General features: G+C 58.5%; 14 protein-coding genes. 12 read left to right on the top strand and 2 right to left on the bottom strand.

Going from position 1 to position 21,125, the window contains the following annotated elements; all coding sequences use genetic code 11:
• The first annotated feature begins 323 nt into the window (after positions 1-323).
• The 11 genes from HMPREF2749_RS00090 (at position 324) to HMPREF2749_RS00040 (ending at position 13,284) form a co-directional block, all read left to right on the top strand.
• Positions 324-1,874, top strand: coding sequence for a replication protein RepA (locus tag HMPREF2749_RS00090; RefSeq protein ID WP_083301070.1), 1,551 nt, complete (start codon positions 324-326; stop codon positions 1,872-1,874).
• A gap of 135 nt (positions 1,875-2,009) precedes the next feature.
• A complete protein-coding gene (locus HMPREF2749_RS00085; protein ID WP_070592906.1) occupies positions 2,010-2,711 on the top strand; it encodes a hypothetical protein in 702 nt (233 codons plus the stop codon).
• 167 nt (positions 2,712-2,878) lie between these two features.
• Complete coding sequence (locus HMPREF2749_RS00080) at positions 2,879-3,208, top strand: hypothetical protein (protein ID WP_070592904.1); 330 nt, start codon at positions 2,879-2,881, stop codon at positions 3,206-3,208.
• A 1-nt stretch (position 3,209) separates the two neighbouring features.
• Positions 3,210-3,989, top strand: coding sequence for a DUF8175 domain-containg protein (locus tag HMPREF2749_RS00075; RefSeq protein ID WP_070592901.1), 780 nt, complete (start codon positions 3,210-3,212; stop codon positions 3,987-3,989).
• A gap of 131 nt (positions 3,990-4,120) precedes the next feature.
• Positions 4,121-5,485, top strand: coding sequence for a hypothetical protein (locus HMPREF2749_RS00070; RefSeq protein WP_070592899.1), 1,365 nt, complete (start codon positions 4,121-4,123; stop codon positions 5,483-5,485).
• Positions 5,486-5,691: 206 nt separating this feature from the next.
• On the top strand, positions 5,692-7,215 hold the full coding sequence (locus HMPREF2749_RS00065) for an SCO6880 family protein (RefSeq protein WP_070592897.1): 1,524 nt from the start codon (positions 5,692-5,694) through the stop codon (positions 7,213-7,215).
• Position 7,216: 1 nt separating this feature from the next.
• Positions 7,217-8,782, top strand: a complete 1,566-nt coding sequence (locus HMPREF2749_RS00060) for a hypothetical protein (RefSeq protein WP_070592895.1) — start codon at positions 7,217-7,219, stop codon at positions 8,780-8,782.
• A gap of 16 nt (positions 8,783-8,798) precedes the next feature.
• Complete coding sequence (locus HMPREF2749_RS00055; RefSeq protein ID WP_070592892.1) at positions 8,799-10,082, top strand: CHAP domain-containing protein; 1,284 nt, start codon at positions 8,799-8,801, stop codon at positions 10,080-10,082.
• A gap of 10 nt (positions 10,083-10,092) precedes the next feature.
• Positions 10,093-10,710, top strand: a complete 618-nt coding sequence (locus HMPREF2749_RS00050; RefSeq protein ID WP_070592890.1) for a hypothetical protein — start codon at positions 10,093-10,095, stop codon at positions 10,708-10,710.
• A 124-nt stretch (positions 10,711-10,834) separates the two neighbouring features.
• The gene (locus HMPREF2749_RS00045) at positions 10,835-12,664 is read left to right on the top strand and encodes a type IV secretory system conjugative DNA transfer family protein (protein ID WP_070592888.1); all 1,830 of its coding nucleotides are present in this window, start codon (positions 10,835-10,837) and stop codon (positions 12,662-12,664) included.
• Complete coding sequence (locus HMPREF2749_RS00040) at positions 12,661-13,284, top strand: DUF4913 domain-containing protein (RefSeq protein WP_070592885.1); 624 nt, start codon at positions 12,661-12,663, stop codon at positions 13,282-13,284. The genes HMPREF2749_RS00045 and HMPREF2749_RS00040 overlap by 4 nt, the downstream gene beginning before the upstream one ends.
• 52 nt (positions 13,285-13,336) lie before the next feature.
• Here HMPREF2749_RS00040 and HMPREF2749_RS00035 read toward each other — a convergent pair whose 3' ends face one another.
• Positions 13,337-14,560, bottom strand: coding sequence for a hypothetical protein (locus tag HMPREF2749_RS00035; RefSeq protein WP_070592884.1), 1,224 nt, complete (start codon positions 14,558-14,560; stop codon positions 13,337-13,339).
• A gap of 241 nt (positions 14,561-14,801) precedes the next feature.
• Positions 14,802-19,916, bottom strand: coding sequence for a MobF family relaxase (mobF, locus tag HMPREF2749_RS00030; RefSeq protein WP_070592882.1), 5,115 nt, complete (start codon positions 19,914-19,916; stop codon positions 14,802-14,804).
• A 719-nt stretch (positions 19,917-20,635) separates the two neighbouring features.
• Here mobF and HMPREF2749_RS00025 point away from each other — a divergent pair.
• Entirely contained in the window at positions 20,636-21,001 is a 366-nt protein-coding gene (locus HMPREF2749_RS00025) for a hypothetical protein (protein WP_070592880.1), read from the top strand.
• The last annotated feature ends 124 nt before the right edge of the window (positions 21,002-21,125 follow it).

Here is a 21,125-nt window from a genome sequence, read left to right as displayed (position 1 = left end):
AGCCGCGTTAGTGGGACGTTTAGCCGCGTTAGCTTCTTGGCTGGCACCCCCTACTTCCCAGTAAACACAAGGGAAAACGCTTGTTTCAGAAGCTGGCGCCATTAAGATGATTAAGATCTGATTAACGCGCGCATGAAAAAATCCCCCTGTGGAAAACTCAGGGGGACAAGATGATGATGACGACAATAAAAAAATCTCACCCTGTGCTGGACAGGTAGAGTCCAGAAATGTTAAGGTGAGATTAAATAAGCGTGGCCCCTCCTGCGCTAACATTTGGGGCCACGGCAACACCTAACAACTTCCAAGGCAGATAGGCGTTACCTGTGAAAGATTCTACCGTACCTTCGGGCATTCAGTCCACCAACTCAGATGTAGTACATCACACATCTACTGCTCCTCAGAGCATCGACGCTCACGAGGATTTGGGTTACTACCCCATCGCTTTCATCTCCTGCTGCTTGCCCTACCGTGACCCGCGCAAGCGCTCTGATGTGCTGGCTCCCGCTGAAACTTTTAGCTGGACGCGACACAACGGCCCCGTTAGTTTGAATCTAACCGCTGGAACCTATATTGACGGTTCCGGCACCCCTCAGCTCCACCTCCCCTTCGGTCGCTATGCCCGAATCCTCCTGATGTGGCTGACTACCTCGGCGCTCAAGCATCAGAGCCGATCTTTTCCGCTTCCCACTTCCGCCCGTGAACTCCTGACTGAACTAAACATCACGTGGGGTTCCGCGCGTGCCCGTGACATCATCACGCAGCTTCGGGCTCTGCTGGCAACTCAGTGCGTGGTCACTCACCACGAAAAGCGCGGTGATAATTTCGTTGATATCAGCGAAGAGCGATTCACGATTGGAACTCGCGCCCGCCTGCACTTCTCAACCGACGAGAACTACGGCGATTTTGACCCCTCTACCATCTCCCGCATTGAACTGTCAGAGCAGTTCTACAACTACTTGGTCAAGGGAAATTTCGCCCCGGTTCTCCTGACCCGCTGGCGACGACTCATTGAGGAAAATACTTCCCCCCTGGCCGCAGACCTGTTCCTGTGGCTGGCTTTACGTGCCCCGCAAATCAGCAGAGACACCTATGTTTCGTGGGCTAACCTGCAAGGGCAGGTCGGTTCCCTTGTAACTCCGGGCCGTGAACGAGATTTCGCTGAAACTGTCACCCGTGCCCTGGGCAAAGTTCGCGAAATCTACCCGGAAATGCGATTTACCATTTCCGGCGCTAAGGCCCGTAGTGGTTTCCGTGGTCTGGTCTTGCATCCGTCCCCGGACGCTGACCTGCTCGGTCTGAACCAGCAGTTGCAGTATGAGGCAATCGCCAAGGTTCAGGCCGCCGCTGAGCAGGCGGGGCTGGTTGAGCCCTCACAGCCGCATCATGGAGTTAACCTCCAGCAGTTGCGCGGGGAATTGGTGCATGGTGGCCTCACTGTCGCTGAGCGCATCACAGACACGGCTCTACAGGCCGCAGTTAATGTTGTGCTGGAACGCGCGAAAACCCCGCCCGCCCATCCGCAGGCATACGTCCGTGTCAGTCTTATCAATGACCCGGAACTGCTCGCTGTTGCACCTGCACCCACTGTCGCAGTGGATGCACACCTCCCGGCGAACATACCCGCAGCGCCCGCAGTATCGGCACCTGGCACTGTCCAGCCGTACCTGTGCCCCGTGCATCAGCAGATGGTTCAGGAAAAGGTCTGCTACGAGTGTGCTGTGGATCTCAAAGCTGCGGACACTGACCACGCTACGGCTAGTGCTTGCTGGCGAGCACTCGACAGTCGGTTGGATGATTTGCACCATGCGGGGGTGAAAACCGCCGCTGAAAGGGTGAGATTCACTCATTTTGCAATCATCCACGGCGTAAATTAGGGCTTTGCAGATGACAGCACGCTCCCTTTGACACTCCAGTGCATCAAAAAAGCACTACCCCCGTATAATCAGGTGTGGTCGCCTACACATACTTTCGGCGCAGGTGACCACACCAACCACACCAAGGATTTTGAAATGAACCCGCTCCACGGCACCACGGGCCAACCTTCCACGACGGAAGGCCTAGTACCAGAAGCACACGGCTACGGCTACGTAGCCCCTTCTGAGGCTCCACCGGCACGCCCTGTCGCATCTACCCCTCCGGCTCCTGATAAGCCGTCACAGGTCCCTTCTAAGGCTTCTGAGACCCATTCTGAGCCGCTGATTGAGTTCATCACTGATGCTCCCGCAGAGGCAACCGAAGTGCCTGCTGAGTCTGCAACCGCCTCGGTTGTCCTCTCTCCTCTGCTGCCGAACATCGGCACCTCTACCATGGCGCGCCTGCTGCACCTGCCGGAAGTGCCGGTGAGTCAGGACGTCCCGGATGACGCGGTGCGTCTGCTGGTGGTTGAGGCCTCTGAGAAGGGCATGGCTGCCGTCTTCTCTCACATTGATCGCCTGCGGGCTCAGCTGCCTGAAGCGCCTGGCTCGGTGACCTCTCTGGAAAGCATCGGCGGCATCCTCGTCATCCCGGCTGATAGCAAGCGCACCCCGCGAACGGTCAAGCTAAAGTTGAAGGTTCTCTCAGGTGCTCATCCGGTGCTCATGTGCCCCTGGATCCCGGCGCTGGCCTCTCGTCTCTGTGATGATGAGGCTCTAGCGAAGGTGGCTGAGGCTCGTCCGGTCGCTACGGCGCTGAAGAAGCTCACCGCTCAGATTGAAGCGGCGGTGGGGTAAACTCCGCACCGCACATAAGTTTTCACTCACTCATTACCCCCGATTTTTGGGGAATCTATCTCTCACTCAAACGCCCCGCCAATGCATTGTTGGCACACAGGGTGAGCTTTGTGCACCCAAAAATCGACATATCACACTGCTGCATATGCAGAGAAACGGAGAGAACCATGAAGAAGAACGCGATTCGCGCGGCTGCCCTGGCGGTGCTGACCTTGGCAATTGCGACCCCGAGTGCACAGGCAAAAGTTTTCCAGATGCCGCAGGCCGTCTGTGACGGCGGCGACACTCTCATTGCCGTGCTGACCTGGGGTGGTGGCATTGCGGCTGCGGCGGGCTTGGCATTGATCGGCTACAACTTGGTGGTGTCGCACAAGCGCGAGGATGGCAGCTTCACGCTGATGGCTCTTGGCAAGTGGGGCATTGGCGCGATTCTGATTGGTGGTGCCAGCGTCATTGCCGGTTTGTTCATCAACGCGTCCTTGACCTGCGGCGGTTAACATGTTCAAGAATCTGTTGAAGTCTCGCAAAACGCCAGTCCTGTTCATTTTGGGCGTGGCGGTTTTGGGTGGACTGCTGGCCGTGAAGGTTCTGTTTTTCCCGCAGACTCCGCGTGAGTCTGCGGCGCCGTCTGCGCCGGCTGCGTCGGCTGCGCCGTCGTTGTCGGCGGTCGCGTCCTCCAGTGCCTCGGTGGGTGCTGATGGTCGCGCGGTCTGTGATGTGAAGGTTCCGGCTGGCAAGGAATTTTCCGCTGAGCTTCCAGAAGATTATGTCTGGGAACAGACCGCCGATGACATCCATTACCCGGTGTCGGCGACGTATGGCCCGGCAGTGCGTCAGGGCCGTTTGGGACAGTGCTTCGCGCACAATCCGACGGGTGCGGCTATGGCTGCTATTAACGCTTCAATCGTGCTTGGTAATCCTGAGATTTCTAACCGTCGTGTAATCCTCTCTTCTCGATTTGATGGTCGCGCGGAACCTTGGGCGCCTGATGGTGAGAAAGACGGGGAGAAAATCCTTGTAGCGTTGTATGCCTACAGTATTCAGGGATATAGCCATGACCGCGCCACGGTGAAGGTTTACATGATGGCGCAGAAGCCGGGCGGGTCAATCAGCATTGGCTGGGTTCCTATCCGTATGGTCTGGGAAAACGGAGACTGGCGTCTTGACTCTGAGGAATCTGAGATGGGAAGTAACCTCCTCACGGACTCTTCTCAGGACCCCGCGCAACGATTCAGCATTGGACAGAGCCGAATGACTGAATGGGGTTTCAAGCGATGAGTCAATGGGTGAAAGATACGGCTAAGAATCTGACGGATTTTAATTGCGACTGGAATCCGATTTACCGCGCCAAAGTTGCGCCTGAGACTTGCCATCAGGTCGCTGAGCATGTCGGCAATGAGGCGGAAAAATTGGCTGATGACCCTGCCAAGTACGTCGCGAACAAGGTTCTTGACGGCACCTTCAACCAGATTCTCAGTAGCTTCTGGGAAGGCACCGTCGGCGTCTACAAGCAATTTGTCACCGGCTGGCTCCACGCAGGCCCCATCATCAATCCTGAGACCTCCCCCGCCTTCGCCTGGGGAACCGGCATCGTCAACATCTTCACCGCCCTCGCGGTGACAATTGGCATCATCTGGGCAGGCATCAGGATCGTCTGGAGTCAGCGCGGCGAAGATGTGCGCTACGTCTTCGCAAGCTTGGCGCGTGTCGTCGTCGTCTCTGGTCTGGGCGTCTCCGTCTTCTCACTGCTGCTCACCGCCAGTGACCAAGCCGCCGCAGCCATCCTCGACTCAACAGCCTGGGGACAAAAGGACACGATGGCAGTTCTTGGTGACCCAGGAAGGGCCGTAGCCGCCATGGGCGCAATGCTTTTCCTGCCAGGCGGCATCATGCTCCTGGTCGTCATTGTCCAATGGTGCATCATGATTTTTGTCTCCATCGCCACGCCCATTCTGTTGATGTACTGGCCGGTTGCGGAAGGCTTGACCTTCGCGGCTGGTGGTCGCGGGTTCTCCCGCGTCAGCAAGTGGCTGACCGCCTTTATTCTCTTCAAGCCCACCGTCGCGATTTTGTACGGCTTCGCGTTTGAAGAGCTCAAGGGCGGCGACGGTATCGGTGGCATCGTCACCGCAATCTGCATCCTGATGATGGCCCCGTTCGCACTTCCTGCTCTGCTGAAAATCGTGAACCCCGCTGCTACGGGAACCGGCGCTGACGGCGCGGGCGCCGCTCTGGCTGGCATGGCTGGTGTCGCTGTGGGTGCTGTGGGTGTTGCCGCTGGTGCGGCTACCGGTGGCGCCACGGTCGCGGCAACCGGTGCCGCAGGTGCCGCAAGCGCTGCCGGAACGGGTAGCTTCTCGGCGGCTGACCCCGGCCCGACTCTGGCTGAATCAGGCGGATTCTCCTCCTTTGGTGGTTCGGCATCTTCGGGTGGGGCAGCTCCGGCGGCCTCATCTGATGGCCCATCAGGTGCAGCTCTGGCTTCTACGGGTGGCTCATCTGCTGGCGCATCAGGTGCAGACTCAGCCCCCGCTCCTGCACCTGCTTCAACTGCTGGGTCTGAAGCCCCGGCTGTGGCATCCGCCCCGGCCCCTAACTCGACGGCTGATGCCGGTGGCGTAGCCGCCCCGCAAGTCCCGGCGGCCCCGGCTGATGCCGGTGGCGGCGGTTCCCGTCTTGCGGACATGGCGCACCTGGCAGAGAATCACATGCCCTCCTCACAGTCGGCTGAAGAGACTCTGCTGGATGAGCAGAGCCTTGACCGACTCTATTAAACGGCCTGGTCAGGCCCCATAGTGCAGTGACTGCATAATGCAGTCATAGCATCTTGCAGTCACTGCACTTTGCAAGCATTGCAGGCTGATATCACAGCCTCACCCCTCCATCTCCCCCTTAGAATCCACTCGCTCAAGGCCCCGGCCCATGGGGTCAGCTCTACTGCACCCAAAAACCGCCCAACCGGCGGTTGAAAGGACATCTCATGAAAGCCCCTCTGTATGGCAACCCCTTGCGCTCCGGGTCAATCCGCCTCGGCGGATGGTTCCCCGTTCGTGCAGGCGTCATCCTGGTTGTTACCGCCCTCGTCGTGCTGATCTGCTTCCAGACCAAAGAATTCATTCTCGGTCTGCTGATTGCCGTCGGCGTCACGCTCTATGTTGGGGTTTTTGAGGTTCCCTTCGGTGCCGAGGACATCACCCTCATGACTCGCGCCCGCCGCCGCTTCACCCACTTGCAGCGCGTGGACTCGGGCGAAACCCTCTTCCTGGGCTCCACGTTCACCGCTCAGAACAAAGGCTTGACCTTGCCGGGGGTTCTCTCCACGCTGAAGGTGCGTGATGAGGTGGACGGCCTGGGCAACCCGGTTCAGCTTATTCACCACACGCGCGCCGATCAGCTATCGGTGACCATTGAAAGCGCTCCGGCGGGCATCTCCATGAACACTCAGGCGAAGACCACCGACCTGGTGACCAACTATGCATCTTGGCTCTCTTCCTTGTCTGGTGAGAACGGTCTGCGTGGTGCGCAGGTGGTCATTGACTCGGTTTTTGAGTCCTCGGCACCGCTGGCTGAGTCTATCCTGTCGAATCTGAAGGCGGATGCTCCGGCGGTGGCGCAGCAGATTGCTCGTGAATCTGCCGGGATGCTGCCCGAGAGGGTCGCGACCGTTCGTGCCTACACTGTGCTTGGCTACAAGATTTCGGAGCTTGCTGATGATGTGGACGGCGCAGCTGCTGAGGTGCTGTCCATGATTCCCCGTCACCTTAAGGCATTGTCCGCAGCCGGTGCTGGAGTTAGCCAGGTCATGGCTGATGCAGATTACGCCGACATGCTCTATAGGGCGTATGACCCGCGCCGTAACGCGGAAGTTGCTCAAGAGATTAAGGACGAGATTCCGGCTTACCGCTCTTTTGAAGGCGCAGGCCCGGCGTATTTTAACGCCTCGCATCCGCGTGTGGTCTTCCACGACGGGGTTGCGTCCATGACCATCATGATGACTGAGCCCTCGAAGTCCAAGATTACGGACCATTCGTTTGAGAAGCTTTTCGCCCCGAACAGGAATTTTTTGCGCAAGCGTGTCAGCCTCATCTACCGTCCGGTGCCTGCTTCTGCTCAGCATGCGCGCGTGAACAACGCCTCACGCGCGACAACTACCGAGGTGTCTTCGAAGAAGCGTCGTACTGCGTTCGATAACAAGAAGAAGAAGGCTGCTGAGGCTGCTATGAATCAGGCGGCGGAAGGCGCCGTCATTCAGGAATGGGCGCTCATGGTGACCGTCACGTTCGAGCCGAACCGTGCGGCACAGCGCACCGCTGAAAATGAGCTCAAGGCACTCATGGGTGGCCTGAAATGGTGTTTTGCCGACTTTTCCGCAGATGCTGCGTTCCACCAGACATTGCCTTTGGGTCTTTTCCCGTGGGCCTACGCCCCGTCTATGTCGTTGTTGGCGGTTGAGCCGTCTGAGAAGAAGAACCCTGACCAGAAGAAGAAGGAAGAGGAGAACTAGCATGCTGTCTCTGAAGAAGAAACAGGGCAGTCGCCGGGCGGGCGCCGTGGTGGAGCAGTCACGCACCACCGTTCGCGGTCAGCACGGCTTCGGCGGCGGGGCTTGGGGTCAGTTGGCTCAGCCGCGCACCTGGCTGGAAACCACGTGGGAAAACGCCGGCATGTTCCCGTTCGTCTCGGGAACCTCCCGCCCAATTAGCGGCGCGCCGGTGGGCTACGACCTCACCTCGGGCTCGGCGGTCGCCCTTGACCATATCTCGCTCTTCGAGTCGGGCGCTATCACCTCCCCGTCGGCAATGGTTTTTGGGTTGAATGGCTACGGTAAGTCCAGCATTTCGGGTTTGGTTGCATCTTACCTCAACGCTACGGGTTCCCCTTTGGCGATTTTTAATCCGCTTAAGCGTGAAGAGTGGACGCCTCTGGCCCGCGCAATTGGTGCGGATATTTTCGACATCGGTATTAACCGCAATTCCACGAAGATTAACCCGCTAGATGCTGGCCCGCTGGCAGCAGCCGGTGACATCATCGGTGGTCAGACCGGCGTGGAGCTGCGTGCAATCGCCATGGCAAATATTGTGCACAACATCATCGCTTTGATTCGCATCAACCGTGGCCGCGATAAGAACGTCAGCGATATTGAGCGCACCATGATTAAGGCTGCGGTGGAGGCTGTTCTAACGGTGGAGAAGAAGCCCGCTCTGGGGCATCTGCTGCATTTCTTTGAGCACCCTTCGCAGACGGCACTTTCAGCGGCAGGCAATGTTACCCCCGAGCAGTTCCGCGCCCGCTACGAGGGCTTGTTCGAGTCGCTGAGCTCGCTGGTGTATGGCGACATGTCAGCGATTTTCTCTGACGAAGGCATGACGATTAATCCGGGTAATCCCGGTGGTTTCTGTTTTGATTCCTCGTCAATTCCTGACTCCATGGATCACATGATTTCAGCGGTCATGATGACCACGTGGCGTCTGGGCATGAACGCCATTGATGCGCACTGGGAGCTGAGCCAGCACGAGAAGGCGAAAAGGATAGAAGCCGAAAAAGCCGGTGAAGTGTACGTCCCCAAATACACGTGGCACGGCTACAGCAGCCTCATGGATGAGTTCTGGTATCCGGTGCGAATGGCCCCGGGCATGGTGCAGGAAGTCGACAAGCTCTCACGCACCAACCGCTCTGTCGGCGTGGGCGAGTGGAAAATTACCCATTCCCCGAAAGATTTTCTGATGCTGGAAAACGCTGCCGACCGCAATATCGCTAAGGCGCTCATCGGTAAGTGCGGCTTGTGGGTTTTGCTGGCACTAGAGCCTGAAGACATTGAAGTGCTGCGCACTATCCGCCCCATCTCTACGAAAGAGGCAGCAATGGTCACCGGCTTCGTCTCCGGTGCGGACGGTCTGAACCCGGCGGCAGCCCGCAAGGGCCACGGCGGTCTTCGCTCGTCGGGAGGTCCGCAGGGTGCAGGTCGTGCCCTGTGGAAGGTCGGCAGCAGTGTGGGCATTCCGGTGCAGTCGCCGAAGCCTCCGACTCTGGCGCGTTTGCACCAGACGAACACGCGATTCACCAAGGATTAATTAAAAGGAGTAGAAGATGGACGAGCAGAAGAAGAAGTCCGCCGCCCCGCTGCTGTTGGGTGTGGTCGCGGTGATTCTGGGTCTGACGATGGCTCCGATTTTCGGCATCATGATTCTTTTTGGTGGCGTGCTCGGTGGCGACAGCGCGAAGGCGGCGTGCCGCCCGGCGTCGGCCTCAGCCTCTGCTGCCGCAGGTGAAGGCGGTCAAGCCGACGTGACCATTTATGATGACGATGGCTCCGCGACGACTCGCTCTGAATCCTCGCGCGTGGGCGGTAAAATCCCGAACGGCTGGGAACAGGACGTCGTGTGGGCTTCTAAAGTTTCGGGCGTTCCGACGTCCTGGATTGCGGCGCAGATTGAGGCTGAGTCCGGGTGGGACCCGACGCTCGGGGCAAATCATGCCGGCGCGTCCGGTCTGACTCAGTTCATCCCCTCCACCTGGGCGGTGTATGGCCACGGTGCCAGCCCGAATGACCCGCAGGCGGCAATTCGTGCGATGGGTGAATACCTGCGCGATTTGCGCGCTCAGTTGAAGTCTACGATTGATGCTCACCCGGATATTCCGGCGGTCGAGCTGATTATGGCGGGCTACAACGCGGGCCCTGGCGCAGTGCAGCAGTACGACGGTGTGCCGCCGTACTCTGAGACGCAAACCTATCTCTCGCGTATCCGCGGTTTGGCGGGCATCTATGGCAAAACGTATGGCGATCAGGTCGGCGGAAAGTCCGACGGTTCGGTTGAGAAGGGCGAGGTTCCCTACACTGACGATACCGCTAATGTCTCCGGTGGCACTGCCGGTTCTTCGAACAATTGTTCACCGCAGAATTACAGCGGCGGTAAGGTGACCGGCACGGACGATTACCCCTGGGCGGGCCAGGTAGAAGCGCCGAACCCCATCACCGGCATGTACTACGTGAACTGCACCGACTTTGCACTGTGGCGTTTGAATCAGCAGGTCGGCGCAACAGACCCGAACCACCCGAAGTTCACGAACGGCAACTTTGCCTCCGTCACGCTGGGTAACGGTGGCGACTGGGCGACGGCATGGCGTGCGAAGGGCTGGCCCGCTGACAATACCCCCGAAGTGGGCGCTATGGCGCACTTCGCACCCGGTGCAGTCGGCGCATCACAGACTTACGGCCATATCGCTGTAGTGCAGTCGATTAATGATGACGGCACCGTCACCATTGAGGAATACAACGGCGCGGTTCCCTACAAGTACAATACGCGAAATGTTCCCGCTGACGGTGTGACCACCTACTTGCACATTCCCGACTCTGAGAAGGCTAAGTCTTAAGGACTGATTGATGATGACTGATAAGAAAGCGCTAATCTTCTTGGCTGCTGGTGTGGGCCTGTCCTTGGCGGCGTGCTCAGCCTCCACCCCGGACACAGCACCGGCACCGCAGAGCACCACCGCATCCGCTGCGGCAACCTCAGCCTCCACCCCGGCATCACCGACAAGCCCGACCCCTTCTGCAACGGCCTCTGCATCAGCGGAACCAACCATCATTGCAGCACTGCCGTCAGCCTCTCGCTGGGGACACTATGGTGCGCCGGGAAACGTGGACTCTGCATCTGATGCGGCGGGCTGGAGCCCGCAAGAGCAGCAGGCGGCAACCGATTTCGCTGTTCAGACCATGCGTGTTTTCGCCATGGACACGGACGCGGCAACCTGGCACCGGTACATGGACGAGAGGGTAACCGACGATTACAAGCAGCAGCTCTCACGGTTCAACCCGTCGCTGAATCCTGTGCGTGAGGTGAAGGCGGCGGTCTACACCGAGTTCTCCTCTGACCCCACAAAGGCGGTCGTGAGGGTCAGCACGAATGATGGGGTGTACGTGGTGACTCTCGCGCGTGAGGGTGCCGGTGACGCCCCGAAGGTCGCCAACATTTCCCCACTCTCCGTGAAGAAACACTAATCAAAAACCCTCTGACCAGTAAAGACACAGGGTGCAATGATTGCAAACTGATGTCACTGCAAACTGATATGACTGCATGATGCAGTCATATCAGAATGCATTCACAATGGAAGGAAGTCCAGACATGGACATGCGTCCTCACGAATCAGCCGCCCTGATGTTTTTTGGCCTGATTCTCGCTGCCGGTGCCTACTTCGGCGCCGGGCTGGAAGCCGGGGTGTGGAAGGCCCAAGAGATTCTTGTGCATCTGAAAGCACACGGTGTCGGCCCTCTCTTCTGGGTCATTCTTGCTCTCTCCGTCATTCCTGCGGTCCTCGTGTTCATCCTGATTTTCAAATCAGGAGAAGGCGGCTCATCTGCTGGCGCGCACATGGTCAGCTACCGCCAGGTTGCCGGGTCTCTCGGTCATGATGCCGCAGTGAAGGCGGCACGAAAGAAAGCGAAGATTTCGATGCCTCCGGTCTCAACGAATCCGGAGGAGTCCGCGCGTCTGATTGGCCAGTGGGTCGATGAGATGTCCGAATCCTGGCTTGTGACTGAGCTGGGCAAGCTCGGCGGTAAGGTCGTGAAGAAGAAAGGGACGTCGTCCTTCGTGGGCGGTAAGCCGATTTTTGGCGAAGCTAAGGAGTCGAAGCTGGTTTTGGCGCCTACGCAGGCTGGTAAGACGACTTCGATTGCGTCGAATTTGGTGTTGGATGCTCCGGGCGCGGTCATGGCAACCAGCACCAAGGCTGATTTGTTGATGATGACCGCCTGCACCCGCCAGCGCCTGCACCCGACCGGTCAGGTCGTCGCGTTCGACTTGGACGACTCCTCCGGCTGGCCGCATAAGGCGGCATGGAACCCGATTTCTGGGTGTGAGAATTTCGAGGTGGCACAGCGCCGTGCTCAGGCGTGGGCTGGTGCTCAGCCGATGAGTGGCACGAAAAACGGCGACTGGTTCAACCAGCAGGCCGGCGCCTTCCTCGCGCGTTTCTTGCATGTGGCTGCGGTCTCCGGCAAGACACTGGATGACGTGATTGCCTGGAGTCAGAACCTGCGCGGGCGCGATGCGCTGAAGACCGCTGAGATGCACGCCGGACACATCAACCCTGATATTTTGACGTTCCTGGCTGGCAAGCAAGAATCGAAGGCAGCTGAGACGCTGGATTCAATTCAGCAGACCCTGTCCGGTCTGCTCGAACCGTTGGCGGTGCCGCGCATCCGCAAGCAGCTGATGGTTCACCCGGCCCATGCGTTCAACATGCGTGAGTTTTTGTCAGGCCCGAACACGCTGTATCTGATTTCGGACACGGCAACCGGTGTTGAGACGGGTCCGCTCGTCTCGATGTTCGCCAACGAACTGATTAACACTGCCCGTGAGCTCAGCCAAGAGAAGCCCGGTGGCCGCCTCTGGCCGTGCTTCCGCGCGGTGCTCGATGAGGCCCCGAACCTTGCTGCGTTCCCGAAGATGGACTCTATTATGTCCGACATCAACGGTCGCGGTGTTGAGGTGATTCTGATTGCGCAGTCGATGAGTCAGCTCATTGACCGTTGGGGTGAGCAGGGCGGCCGCACGATTGCAGGCAACTCGGTCGTGAAATACTTCCTTCCGGGTCTGGATGTGGAGACAATGCGCCCGGTCTCTGAAGCCCTCGGAAAGTTCGAGAAGCAAAGGGTGAGCCGTTCACATTCGACCGGCAAGATGGGCAACACCTCCACGTCTCACAGCACGGAGGAGAAGCCGGTGATGGAAGCTGCGGCTATGACTCAGATTCCGGCGTTCTCTGCGATGGTAGTCTACAAAAACCTGCGCCCGATGCACCTTGGCCTCACCCCGTGGTGGGAGAGGCCGGATGCGGCGGAATTGAAGGAAGACCAGATGCGCGCCTGGCAGCTGTGCGGAAAAATGCAGCTACCGGACACGTCCGCGTTTACCGATAACGCCCACGCGAAAGGACACGGGAACGAATGAGTTACGGATTCGATGACGGGCTACCCCTAGAGCCTGAACCTGCAACCGCTCCGCTTCCTATCGTCGATACCCCCGATGAGGTACCGCTGAAAAAGCGTGTCGATGAGCTGGAGAATCTGTTCGACGGGTACATGAGCGTTCTGTCTACCATGCAAACGCAGATGGAGACTCTCGCTGAGGGTGCGCCTACACCGGCGGTACCTTCTGCATCTGATGATGACGACAGGGGAGAAGAAAGCGAGTACGCCGCGTACTGCTGGCGGTACGCTTCCCCTGCACAGAAGAAGCGTTTGTGGGTTCAGCTGCGCGAGTGGGTGGACTGGGCGAATGGTGTTCTGTGTAGCAATAAGTGGCAATATATCCGCCCGTGTTGGTTCCGGCACCCGGCGGCGGTAGAAGAGCTCACCGCACTATGGGCGGCATGGGAAGCGGCGTACCGCACCGGCGAAGCAGAGTTCACCGATGCCGCCGCGTACTTCCACGACCGCTTCCACACGGTGGTGCACCGGCTGTGGGACGGCGAGTTCTCCGAATGCATCAGGGGTCATCAGGAACCCGAATTTGACCCCGATCTTCGCCTCACCGGGAACGATTTCGACCAATTTATCCAGCAACATTAAATGAAGAGAGGGACGAGATACTACAGTATCTCGTCCCTCTCTTCATTTTCTTCTACAGTCGCGGCCCCGGCTTAGGCTTAGGCTGCGGCGTAGGGGTGTGCCTCTTCTGCTGCGGAGGCGTAGGTTTCGGCCCCGGCTTGGGCTTTGGTACCTCTGCCTTTGGTGTCTCTGACATCTTCTGCTGCGTCTGCTCCTGTCGTCCCTGCAACTGTTGGAGGCGTTCTCGCCGGGATTGTAGCTCACGGTGTGCTTCGCTCTGGCGTGGGGTCTTGGAGTCTCGGGCGATAGTCAAATCTTCGCCGTGCTCAAGGCTCATTGGGTGTTGCCATGATTGCTGCTGCACCGCATGAAGCGAAGCGGAATTGTTGCCGTCCAGCGGTGGCAAGGGGCGTAGATTCAGCTCTTGATAGCCGCTGATAATTTCTTCGCGCACATGAGCACCACCGGCGACGCGTTGAAGTGTCTCATCTGACATGTCCGTTACCGGCTGACGGATACTGGCGGGATCAATTGAGAGCGGAACCCCGTGTTGTACCCTTCCGCGCAAATTGAGCGGTTGCGTCGTGTGCGCATCATAGACGGTGACGACATCTGAGATTTCCCGAAAAAGACGGTCATCTGAGGAGCGCATGACCCTACCTACAGGGTAGGAGACGACATCTGGAGCCCGGAGCAGATGTTCGGCTCCAGGGGAGAATTGGCCTAGCTCGACGTGACCGATAACGCCTTGGCTCATCAATCGGCCGACAAGCTGACGGTCAGCCTTATTATCGTCAATGTGGGATGCAGGGTTTTTGAGACGTTCAATGATGAAATGTCTCACTGGGTCATCACGATCTTGTGCCTTTTTAAAGGTGACGGTAAGGCACTCATCGCGTGCGTTCCTGACCAGTTGGTGTTGCTCTTTGGTGTCTTCGGACGCTGCTACAGTGCTGTTAACGGCAATAATGGACGAACTATCTTTCAGATAGGGCTTTAGCGTCCTGAGCAGGTCATAGTTACGTTGGTGTTCTTGGTTGGCGTGGTAGAACTCGCCGTAGAGTCCGGTCAAATCACGCAGTTTTTTGATGTCTTCGGCTTCGAAGACGACGCAGGTAGTGACGTAGAAGCCTTCATGGATACCCTGTGGGGTGATTTTCGGGGGGCTGTAGGTTTCATCAATGTACCCGAAGCGTTCAGCTCTGGAATTTCTTTCGTAGAAATCAATGATTTTTGAATGAGGGTAAGCAAGTTCGCTCATGTAATCACTGATGAGAGGGTTTGCGTTGTTTGTCATAGTATCCTGGTGGTTGTCCTGTTATTAACCCTATGATATAGTGATTTTGTCAGGATAAAACGACGGATTACCGCCTACGGGCCCAGGGATGAAGGCTCTAAGGGGCAAGCTGGAGGACTCCGGCCGAACTTAGCGCTCCTGACGCATAAAGGCACCTTACGGGGTGCCTTTTTCTGCACCCAAAGACAAAACAAGAGAGGGGCGGGACGCATAGTATGCGTCCCGCCCCTCTTCGCATCTCTTATCCCAGACCGGGACCACGCACGCCACGGCGTGCCTGCTCGTGCAGCTGCTGGACTCGACGCTCACGCTCCAGGCGCTGCTGCTGATTGCCTCGCGCCTGCTGCCCCTGCGTGGGGGCGTTATTCCTGAGCTTGTCGTCCAGGTTTTGCGTGCGTTCCATCATCTGCCGGATCTTTTCAGCGCGTGCTGCGCGTTCATTCTCCAGGCGCTTTTCAGTCTCGCTCACTGGCTTCTCCTTTCGGGGTTCAGGCTGTGCCGCTTCGTCGGTGACTGCCTCGCTGGTCGGGTTCTGCTGCGGCGTCGTAGGTGCCTGCTGCTTCTGCGGTTCCGCGGTCGCCTCCGGTGCGGGGGACTGACCCTGAGACTGACTCTTCTCAGAGGCACGCCTCGACAAACGCGCCGACTTCGCAACACGCTTCATCTGCTCCCACACACCCAGCACAGACTCAGCCGCGCGGGTACGCACCTTCGACACTGCCGAAACCGGGGCACCCTCAGCGGCCAAACGCGCATTGTTCACGCGCTGGCCCGCCTCGCGGACAAGCTCGCGCGGTAGCGGCTCCGGGTGCGAATCCGGCACACCATACTTTGTGCGCATGGCATCAATTTCACCGGCAACACGCGCCCACTGGCGGAAGGCACGCTTGCGGGTCGGCACCGGCCCGAGGTTCTGAACCCACGCCGGGGCCTTGCCCTCGCGCACCTGGCGCGCCAATTCCTGACCACGCGAACGGGTCAGCTTACCAATTTCAGAAGCGCGCGCCTTAAGAATCGCCTTGAGCTTTCCACCCTTAAGCTGATTCTCCCAGAAACGGTCGAGCGTGTGACCGGACACGCCGCCAGAAGTCACCTTCGACGGCTGCGGCTTCTGCACGTTATTCTGTGCGGTCAAGCCCAGCTCACGGCGAAGACGGCGCTCTTCACGCAAGCACGCGGCCAGAGTGAACCGCTCACCGCCGCGCGAAACCTCGCCACGGATAATTTGCTCAAACTCGCGCTGGTCGCCGCTGACCTCCCAGCGGCGGCGCGTAATTTCAGCGTCCATCTCCGAAAGAGTCTCAGAAATTGCTTCGTACTTTCCGCTGCGGTGGGTGCCTCCATCCTCACGCTCACAGGCGTTTAGAGCCTTCACGGTCGCGGCGCGACGCTCCAGAAGCCAATCGGTCTTGGCCATAGCGTAGGGGTTCTTAAACCACTCCGGGTCATCCAAAGTTAGCTTCTCTAGGCGTGCCTCGGTGGAAACTTCGCGTGCCTCAGCACGGGCAATCAGCGCATCGAGCATCGCGTCAGAGTAGCCCGCCAACGGGCGGTCTGCACGCTCAGCATTGGCGCGCTCATCGACAATCTGGCTCACACGCCAGGACAGAACCGCTGCTGCATCAACTGGCGTTTCAGCGTCCGTACCCAAGGGGCGGGAACGGTAGGCACGCTCCACAATATCGGGTACATCCAGACCTGCACGGTGCAGCTCGCCCAGCTGTGCCGCCAATGCGCCGAAGCCCTCGGAATTAATGACGGCGGTAACGTCTGCGTCCGCTGACGCGCGCGCGCCGGTCGGCATCTTAGCTACCAGCTCGTCGGTGGCTTCGCCGTCATAGCGTGCCTGACGCATCTGTGCCCGCAAGCTACGGGCGAGGGTTGCGTCCTCACCGGTGAGGTCAAAGTACTTCACGCGCTCCATGCCCTGCGTCATGAGGTCAGCAATCACGGCACGCTGAGCAAGCTCTGAATGTTCGTTGTATTCGAGCACTGCGGCGGCGGTGTCCATCTGCTGCGCGCGGATCGCATCGACACTTTCGTGCACGCTAAACTGAGCCTCCCCGTCATGACGGGCGGCCACAGTCTCCAGAACCTCATCCAGCTTCTCGCCCTCATTCAGGCGAACGTAGAGATTATTCTGCTCGCGTCCACGGGAAAGGCCAACGTAGGCTGCGGCACGGTCTGCGCGGCTGTCAATCAGTGCATGGGACGTGTCCACGGTGGCACCCTGCGCACGGTGCACCGTCAGGGCATAGCCCAGCTCCACGTTCTCGCGCACGTATTCTGCGGGCAACGTGACGGTGCCGCCATGCTCCACATGGCGCACCTGCAACGAACCGTCCGCGTTGATTCCCTCAACGTTCCAGCGGTCACCATTCTTCACGAAATCACGGCCTGCAAAGACCGACAGGCGCCGGTCATTGCGGCGCGTAACAATCGTATCGCCCACAAAAGCGGTGGCCTGACCTGCACCCGGTGCAGAGCCAGGGCGCAACAGAACGCCCTCGCCGGTCTGCTCACCAGAGGTCGAGATACGGTGCGCCTGAGCAAGCGCGTTCAGAGACGCTACCGCCTCGTTAGATGAGCCCATCATCAGCGAAGACTTACCATCGCTGATGTCTTTCTGCCATGCGGCGAAAACCTGCTGGGTCATCGCTTCGCCGTCACCACCGGCTACACGGCCCTGCTCACGGTACCACTCGAAGGGTTCATCCTTGCCCACTGCGGCGGGCTCGCGAAGGCGCAACGTCGCCGCTGCTTCCTCTTCATCCTTGAATCGGAACAGCTCATCGAGGCGCACCGCACCGACTTCACGGTCAATGAGGCGAAGGGCACCACCGGCACCCACAGCCGACAGCTGACGGTCATCACCCAGCACACGCACCAGCGCGCCGCGCTCAGCGGCAATAGTCACCAGCGCGTCAAAATCACGGGTAGAAACCATGCCCGCTTCGTCAATCAGAAGCACATCACCGGGGCGGATACTCAACGGCCCAGCCTTGGCACCGTTCGTGTTTGCGGCCAAAACCTTTGCCACGGTATCGGCACCAATACCTAGTTCATCGCCCAAAACCTTTGCGGCGGCGGCGGTCGGTGCCATGCCAATAACGCGGCCACCGGAGGCCTGAATCGTCTCCACCGCAAGCGAAACAGATGCAGTTTTACCGGCACCTGCTGCACCAATACCGGCGACAAGAAGACGTTCAGAGAGGGCGAACTCGCGCGCCAGAGCTTCCTGACCCGCCGGAAGTGAGAAGCCCTTTTCCGCCAACTGCTCGCGGCGCTCTGCCACTTTCTGCTCGAAAACATCGAAGGTCGCCGCCGGGATCACGGGCGCGGTGGCAGCATCCAAAATCCTAAGCTCAGCGTCCACCATCTCCTGCGTGGTGAACAACTGAGAGTCACGGCGCACGAAACTGTTTGTGCCGTCCGCACGCAAAAATTCGTCAGCAACCGGGCGGTTCTGCTCGCCGGAAAGATTCAGAACCTTCTGCTCCAGGGCATGATGAATGGCACCGGCGAGGCTCTGCTCATCGGTGCTTTCCGGGGTGCTCTGCGTGGTGCCAGGCACCGGCACAGGGAAGCCCGCACCGCGCAAATAACGGGCGGTTTCAGCCTCCAGATGGGAGCGGCGAAACACGGCACGCTGTGCGGTCACGCGGTCGAGAATCTGCTGAGCGTGCTCCTCCGGGGTGCGCGAAAGAAACTCAGCCTGTGCCTGTTCACGCTTGGCGCGCGCCTGCTCACTGGCGGCTTCCAAGTGCTTTTTCAAGCCTTCACCGGTCGGAATGTTCACCTCACCGGTGCGCGAAATTGCCTCAGCCTTGGCCGCCCATTCCTCGCACAAATCCTTGAGACTTTTTGCTTCGCTCTTGTGCGGGCGGGTCGAAAGGGTCGCCTGCTGCGCAAGCTCCAGCATCGCTTTACGTCCGGGCGCGTGACCGTGCGCCTCGACATATTCAGCCTTCAATCGGTCAAGTTCCGCGGAAATTTCAGAACGCCGGCTGCTGAACTCCTCCACCATCTCGCGATCAAATCCGGCAATCTCCATCACGGGCGACAGCTCGCTCTTGGTCGCGTCGGGGACACAGACCAGCCCAAGGTGCTGTTCCAAATATTCGGCCAACTTGGCGTTGTACAGCTCAGATGCGGCAACGTTCCACTGATACAACGTGCGCCCATCAATCGAAGACCACTGACCATCAGCGCCCTTCACGCGGTTTGAAATCACCAGGTGGTCGTGCAGATTCGGGTCACCGGAACGCGAATCATAGTGCCTAAATTTCGTGGCAATAAGTCCGCCGTCAATGTCGATTTGGCGCGCACCACCGGCACCACGACGGGTCATAATGACCTGCTCTTCCAGGAATTTCACGACATCAGCGATAGCGGCCTCATGCGACTTCTGCACGCCTTCACGCAAGGATTCATCACCCAAACCCCACGCCATAGAAACACTTTTCGGCGGGGTAAACACCATATCGAAGCCTGCAACAGAATTACTCTTCGGCTTGGATTCTCGGGCGATAAACGCCACAAGCTGCTTGTCAGTGGGCTCTACGCCGTGCTGGGCACGGTACATCACCGCACCGACACGGTGGCGGATACCCTGCACCTCCTCGGCGGTCGGGTCGGTGTGCTTCGTGTCGCGGAAGCGGCGGATTTCCTCATCTACCGCACGGGTAAATTCGGTGGAGCCTTCACGCTGTGCGTGCAGGCTCGGGGCGACATGCTTCTTAAAGTGCGCGTCGATAGCACGCTGGGAAGCGTGCTGTGCGGCGGTTGCTTCGTGCTCCAGAAGGCGGTAGTTCGCCATGAACTCGGCGCGATCAGGTCGGGGCGTATCAGGATTCTTGAGGTATTCACCCTTGACGACGTTATAGCCTGCTGCACGGTAACGCTCAAGGTATCGAGCAACCGTAACCTGAGTAGGTACTTCTTCGTAAAGGTGCGCGATGTCGTCCACAATCTGCTGCTGAGTCTTGCCCTCGCGGGTGCCCTCAATGATGAGAAAGGCACGCTCAGCCGCGCGATTCTGAACCTTATCCCACGCCTGGCTGCGCACTTCCTCGAACGCTTCGGGGGTGGAATTTTTGAGAAGGTCGGTAATCTCGTCGGTCTCAAGGGGGGTGAATTTGTGCCCGAAAAGAACCTCCATTTGTTCCTCGGATACGTTGCCTTTCAGACCCAATTCAGCCGCACCAGCGCCCACCCACTGACCCGGAGGCATACCCTCCACGGTGTAGTAGTCGCCTAGCTCACGTTCAGCAGAGCGCAGCACATCGTTACTCGCAACCTCGTGCGTGTAGTAGCGGAAGCCGTCACCTGCGGTGAGCTTATGGATGGTCAGCATACCCTCATTCTACCCTTGAATATTATTATTAACAAGTCATTTTATACACCTGGCTTACCGAGTGCATGAGGTGTGACAAAAAAGTAGTGAGCGTTTCAGCTCCACAGCGTGCGAGGAACGAGCACAAAGAGGTGGAAGTGCTGAGACGAGAAACGGTTTTGTCCGACAACAATTTGTCGCGTTCATACACAGGCGGTGCCGGTGTGCTTGAACGCTTCTTCTCTCTGGAGGGAGCTTGCGGAAGGAAAGAGAGAATAGAGCGGTCATGCATTCCAGGCAGCAAGACAGTGTGTCAAACTGTGCACACTTGTGTGTCAGGCGTGAACGGTCAAGAGAGGAGCGTGCGGGGTGAATTGATCGTGAGGCGGCTGTCCACAGGTCGTGTGCAGATTGTCCACTGGCGCGTGCCAACTGTGAATGAGCGAAACCGGCGGCTGCGCCGCCGATTTTTCGGCGGTGCGCCGAAAAATCTAGAAGATGATGCGTCCATGAGGTATCATCAGATGCAAGTGAACCTATCAGAGAAGTTCATGAATCATTGAGTTGAGCCGCCCGGAATTTCCTAACAGAGATTCCGGGCGTCTTCGCTATGTAGGCACTAGGTGGGGTTTGGGAATTATGGGTGTGGCTGCAAGGTGAATACTCTGCATAATGTGGGTCTGAGAGGTTAAACTATGTGTAGGTCAATGCTTAAAAATCTTCCCGAAAGGAAAACCAAAATGTCCCGTTCACCCCGTACCACCGCCGCCCGCCGTGCACGCGAAAAGGCGGAAGAAAACGGGCGCATCTTTAAAGAGCTCCAGGCTCGACTACATGCGCTTGCAGTGGAATTTTTCACCCTCCAAGAAAGCACCCCGGCGGCAAAGATTGAGAACGAAATCGCCGCCAAAGAGAAGGAACTAGAGGCGCTGCGCGCCAAGCGTGAAGAGGCCCGCGAAGAAGCCCGGCGGGTACTCTCTGCACCGGTCGCGGCAATGGCCGCGCTCGATGAACCTACCGCAAACATTGCGCAACGCTTGGGGCTGACCCGCGCCGAAGTAAACGGCCTGCTGCGCGTGCATAAGGAAGCGGCCGAAACCGACTAGGAACGCGAAAGGGCGGCGCAAGCGGTCGGGAATCGGTGCCGGCCCTTCCAAGGTAAGCGACAGACGGGCGGCGGGTGCTTCGGTGTAGAGTGCCTTGACCTCATACATGATTTTCTCCTAACTG

The sequence above is a fragment of the Rothia sp. HMSC075F09 genome (genome assembly GCF_001810515.1).
GTDB lineage: Bacteria > Actinomycetota > Actinomycetes > Actinomycetales > Micrococcaceae > Rothia.
The sequence above is the reverse complement of the archived record's forward strand: the minus strand, read 5'-3'. Positions and strand labels throughout refer to the sequence as shown.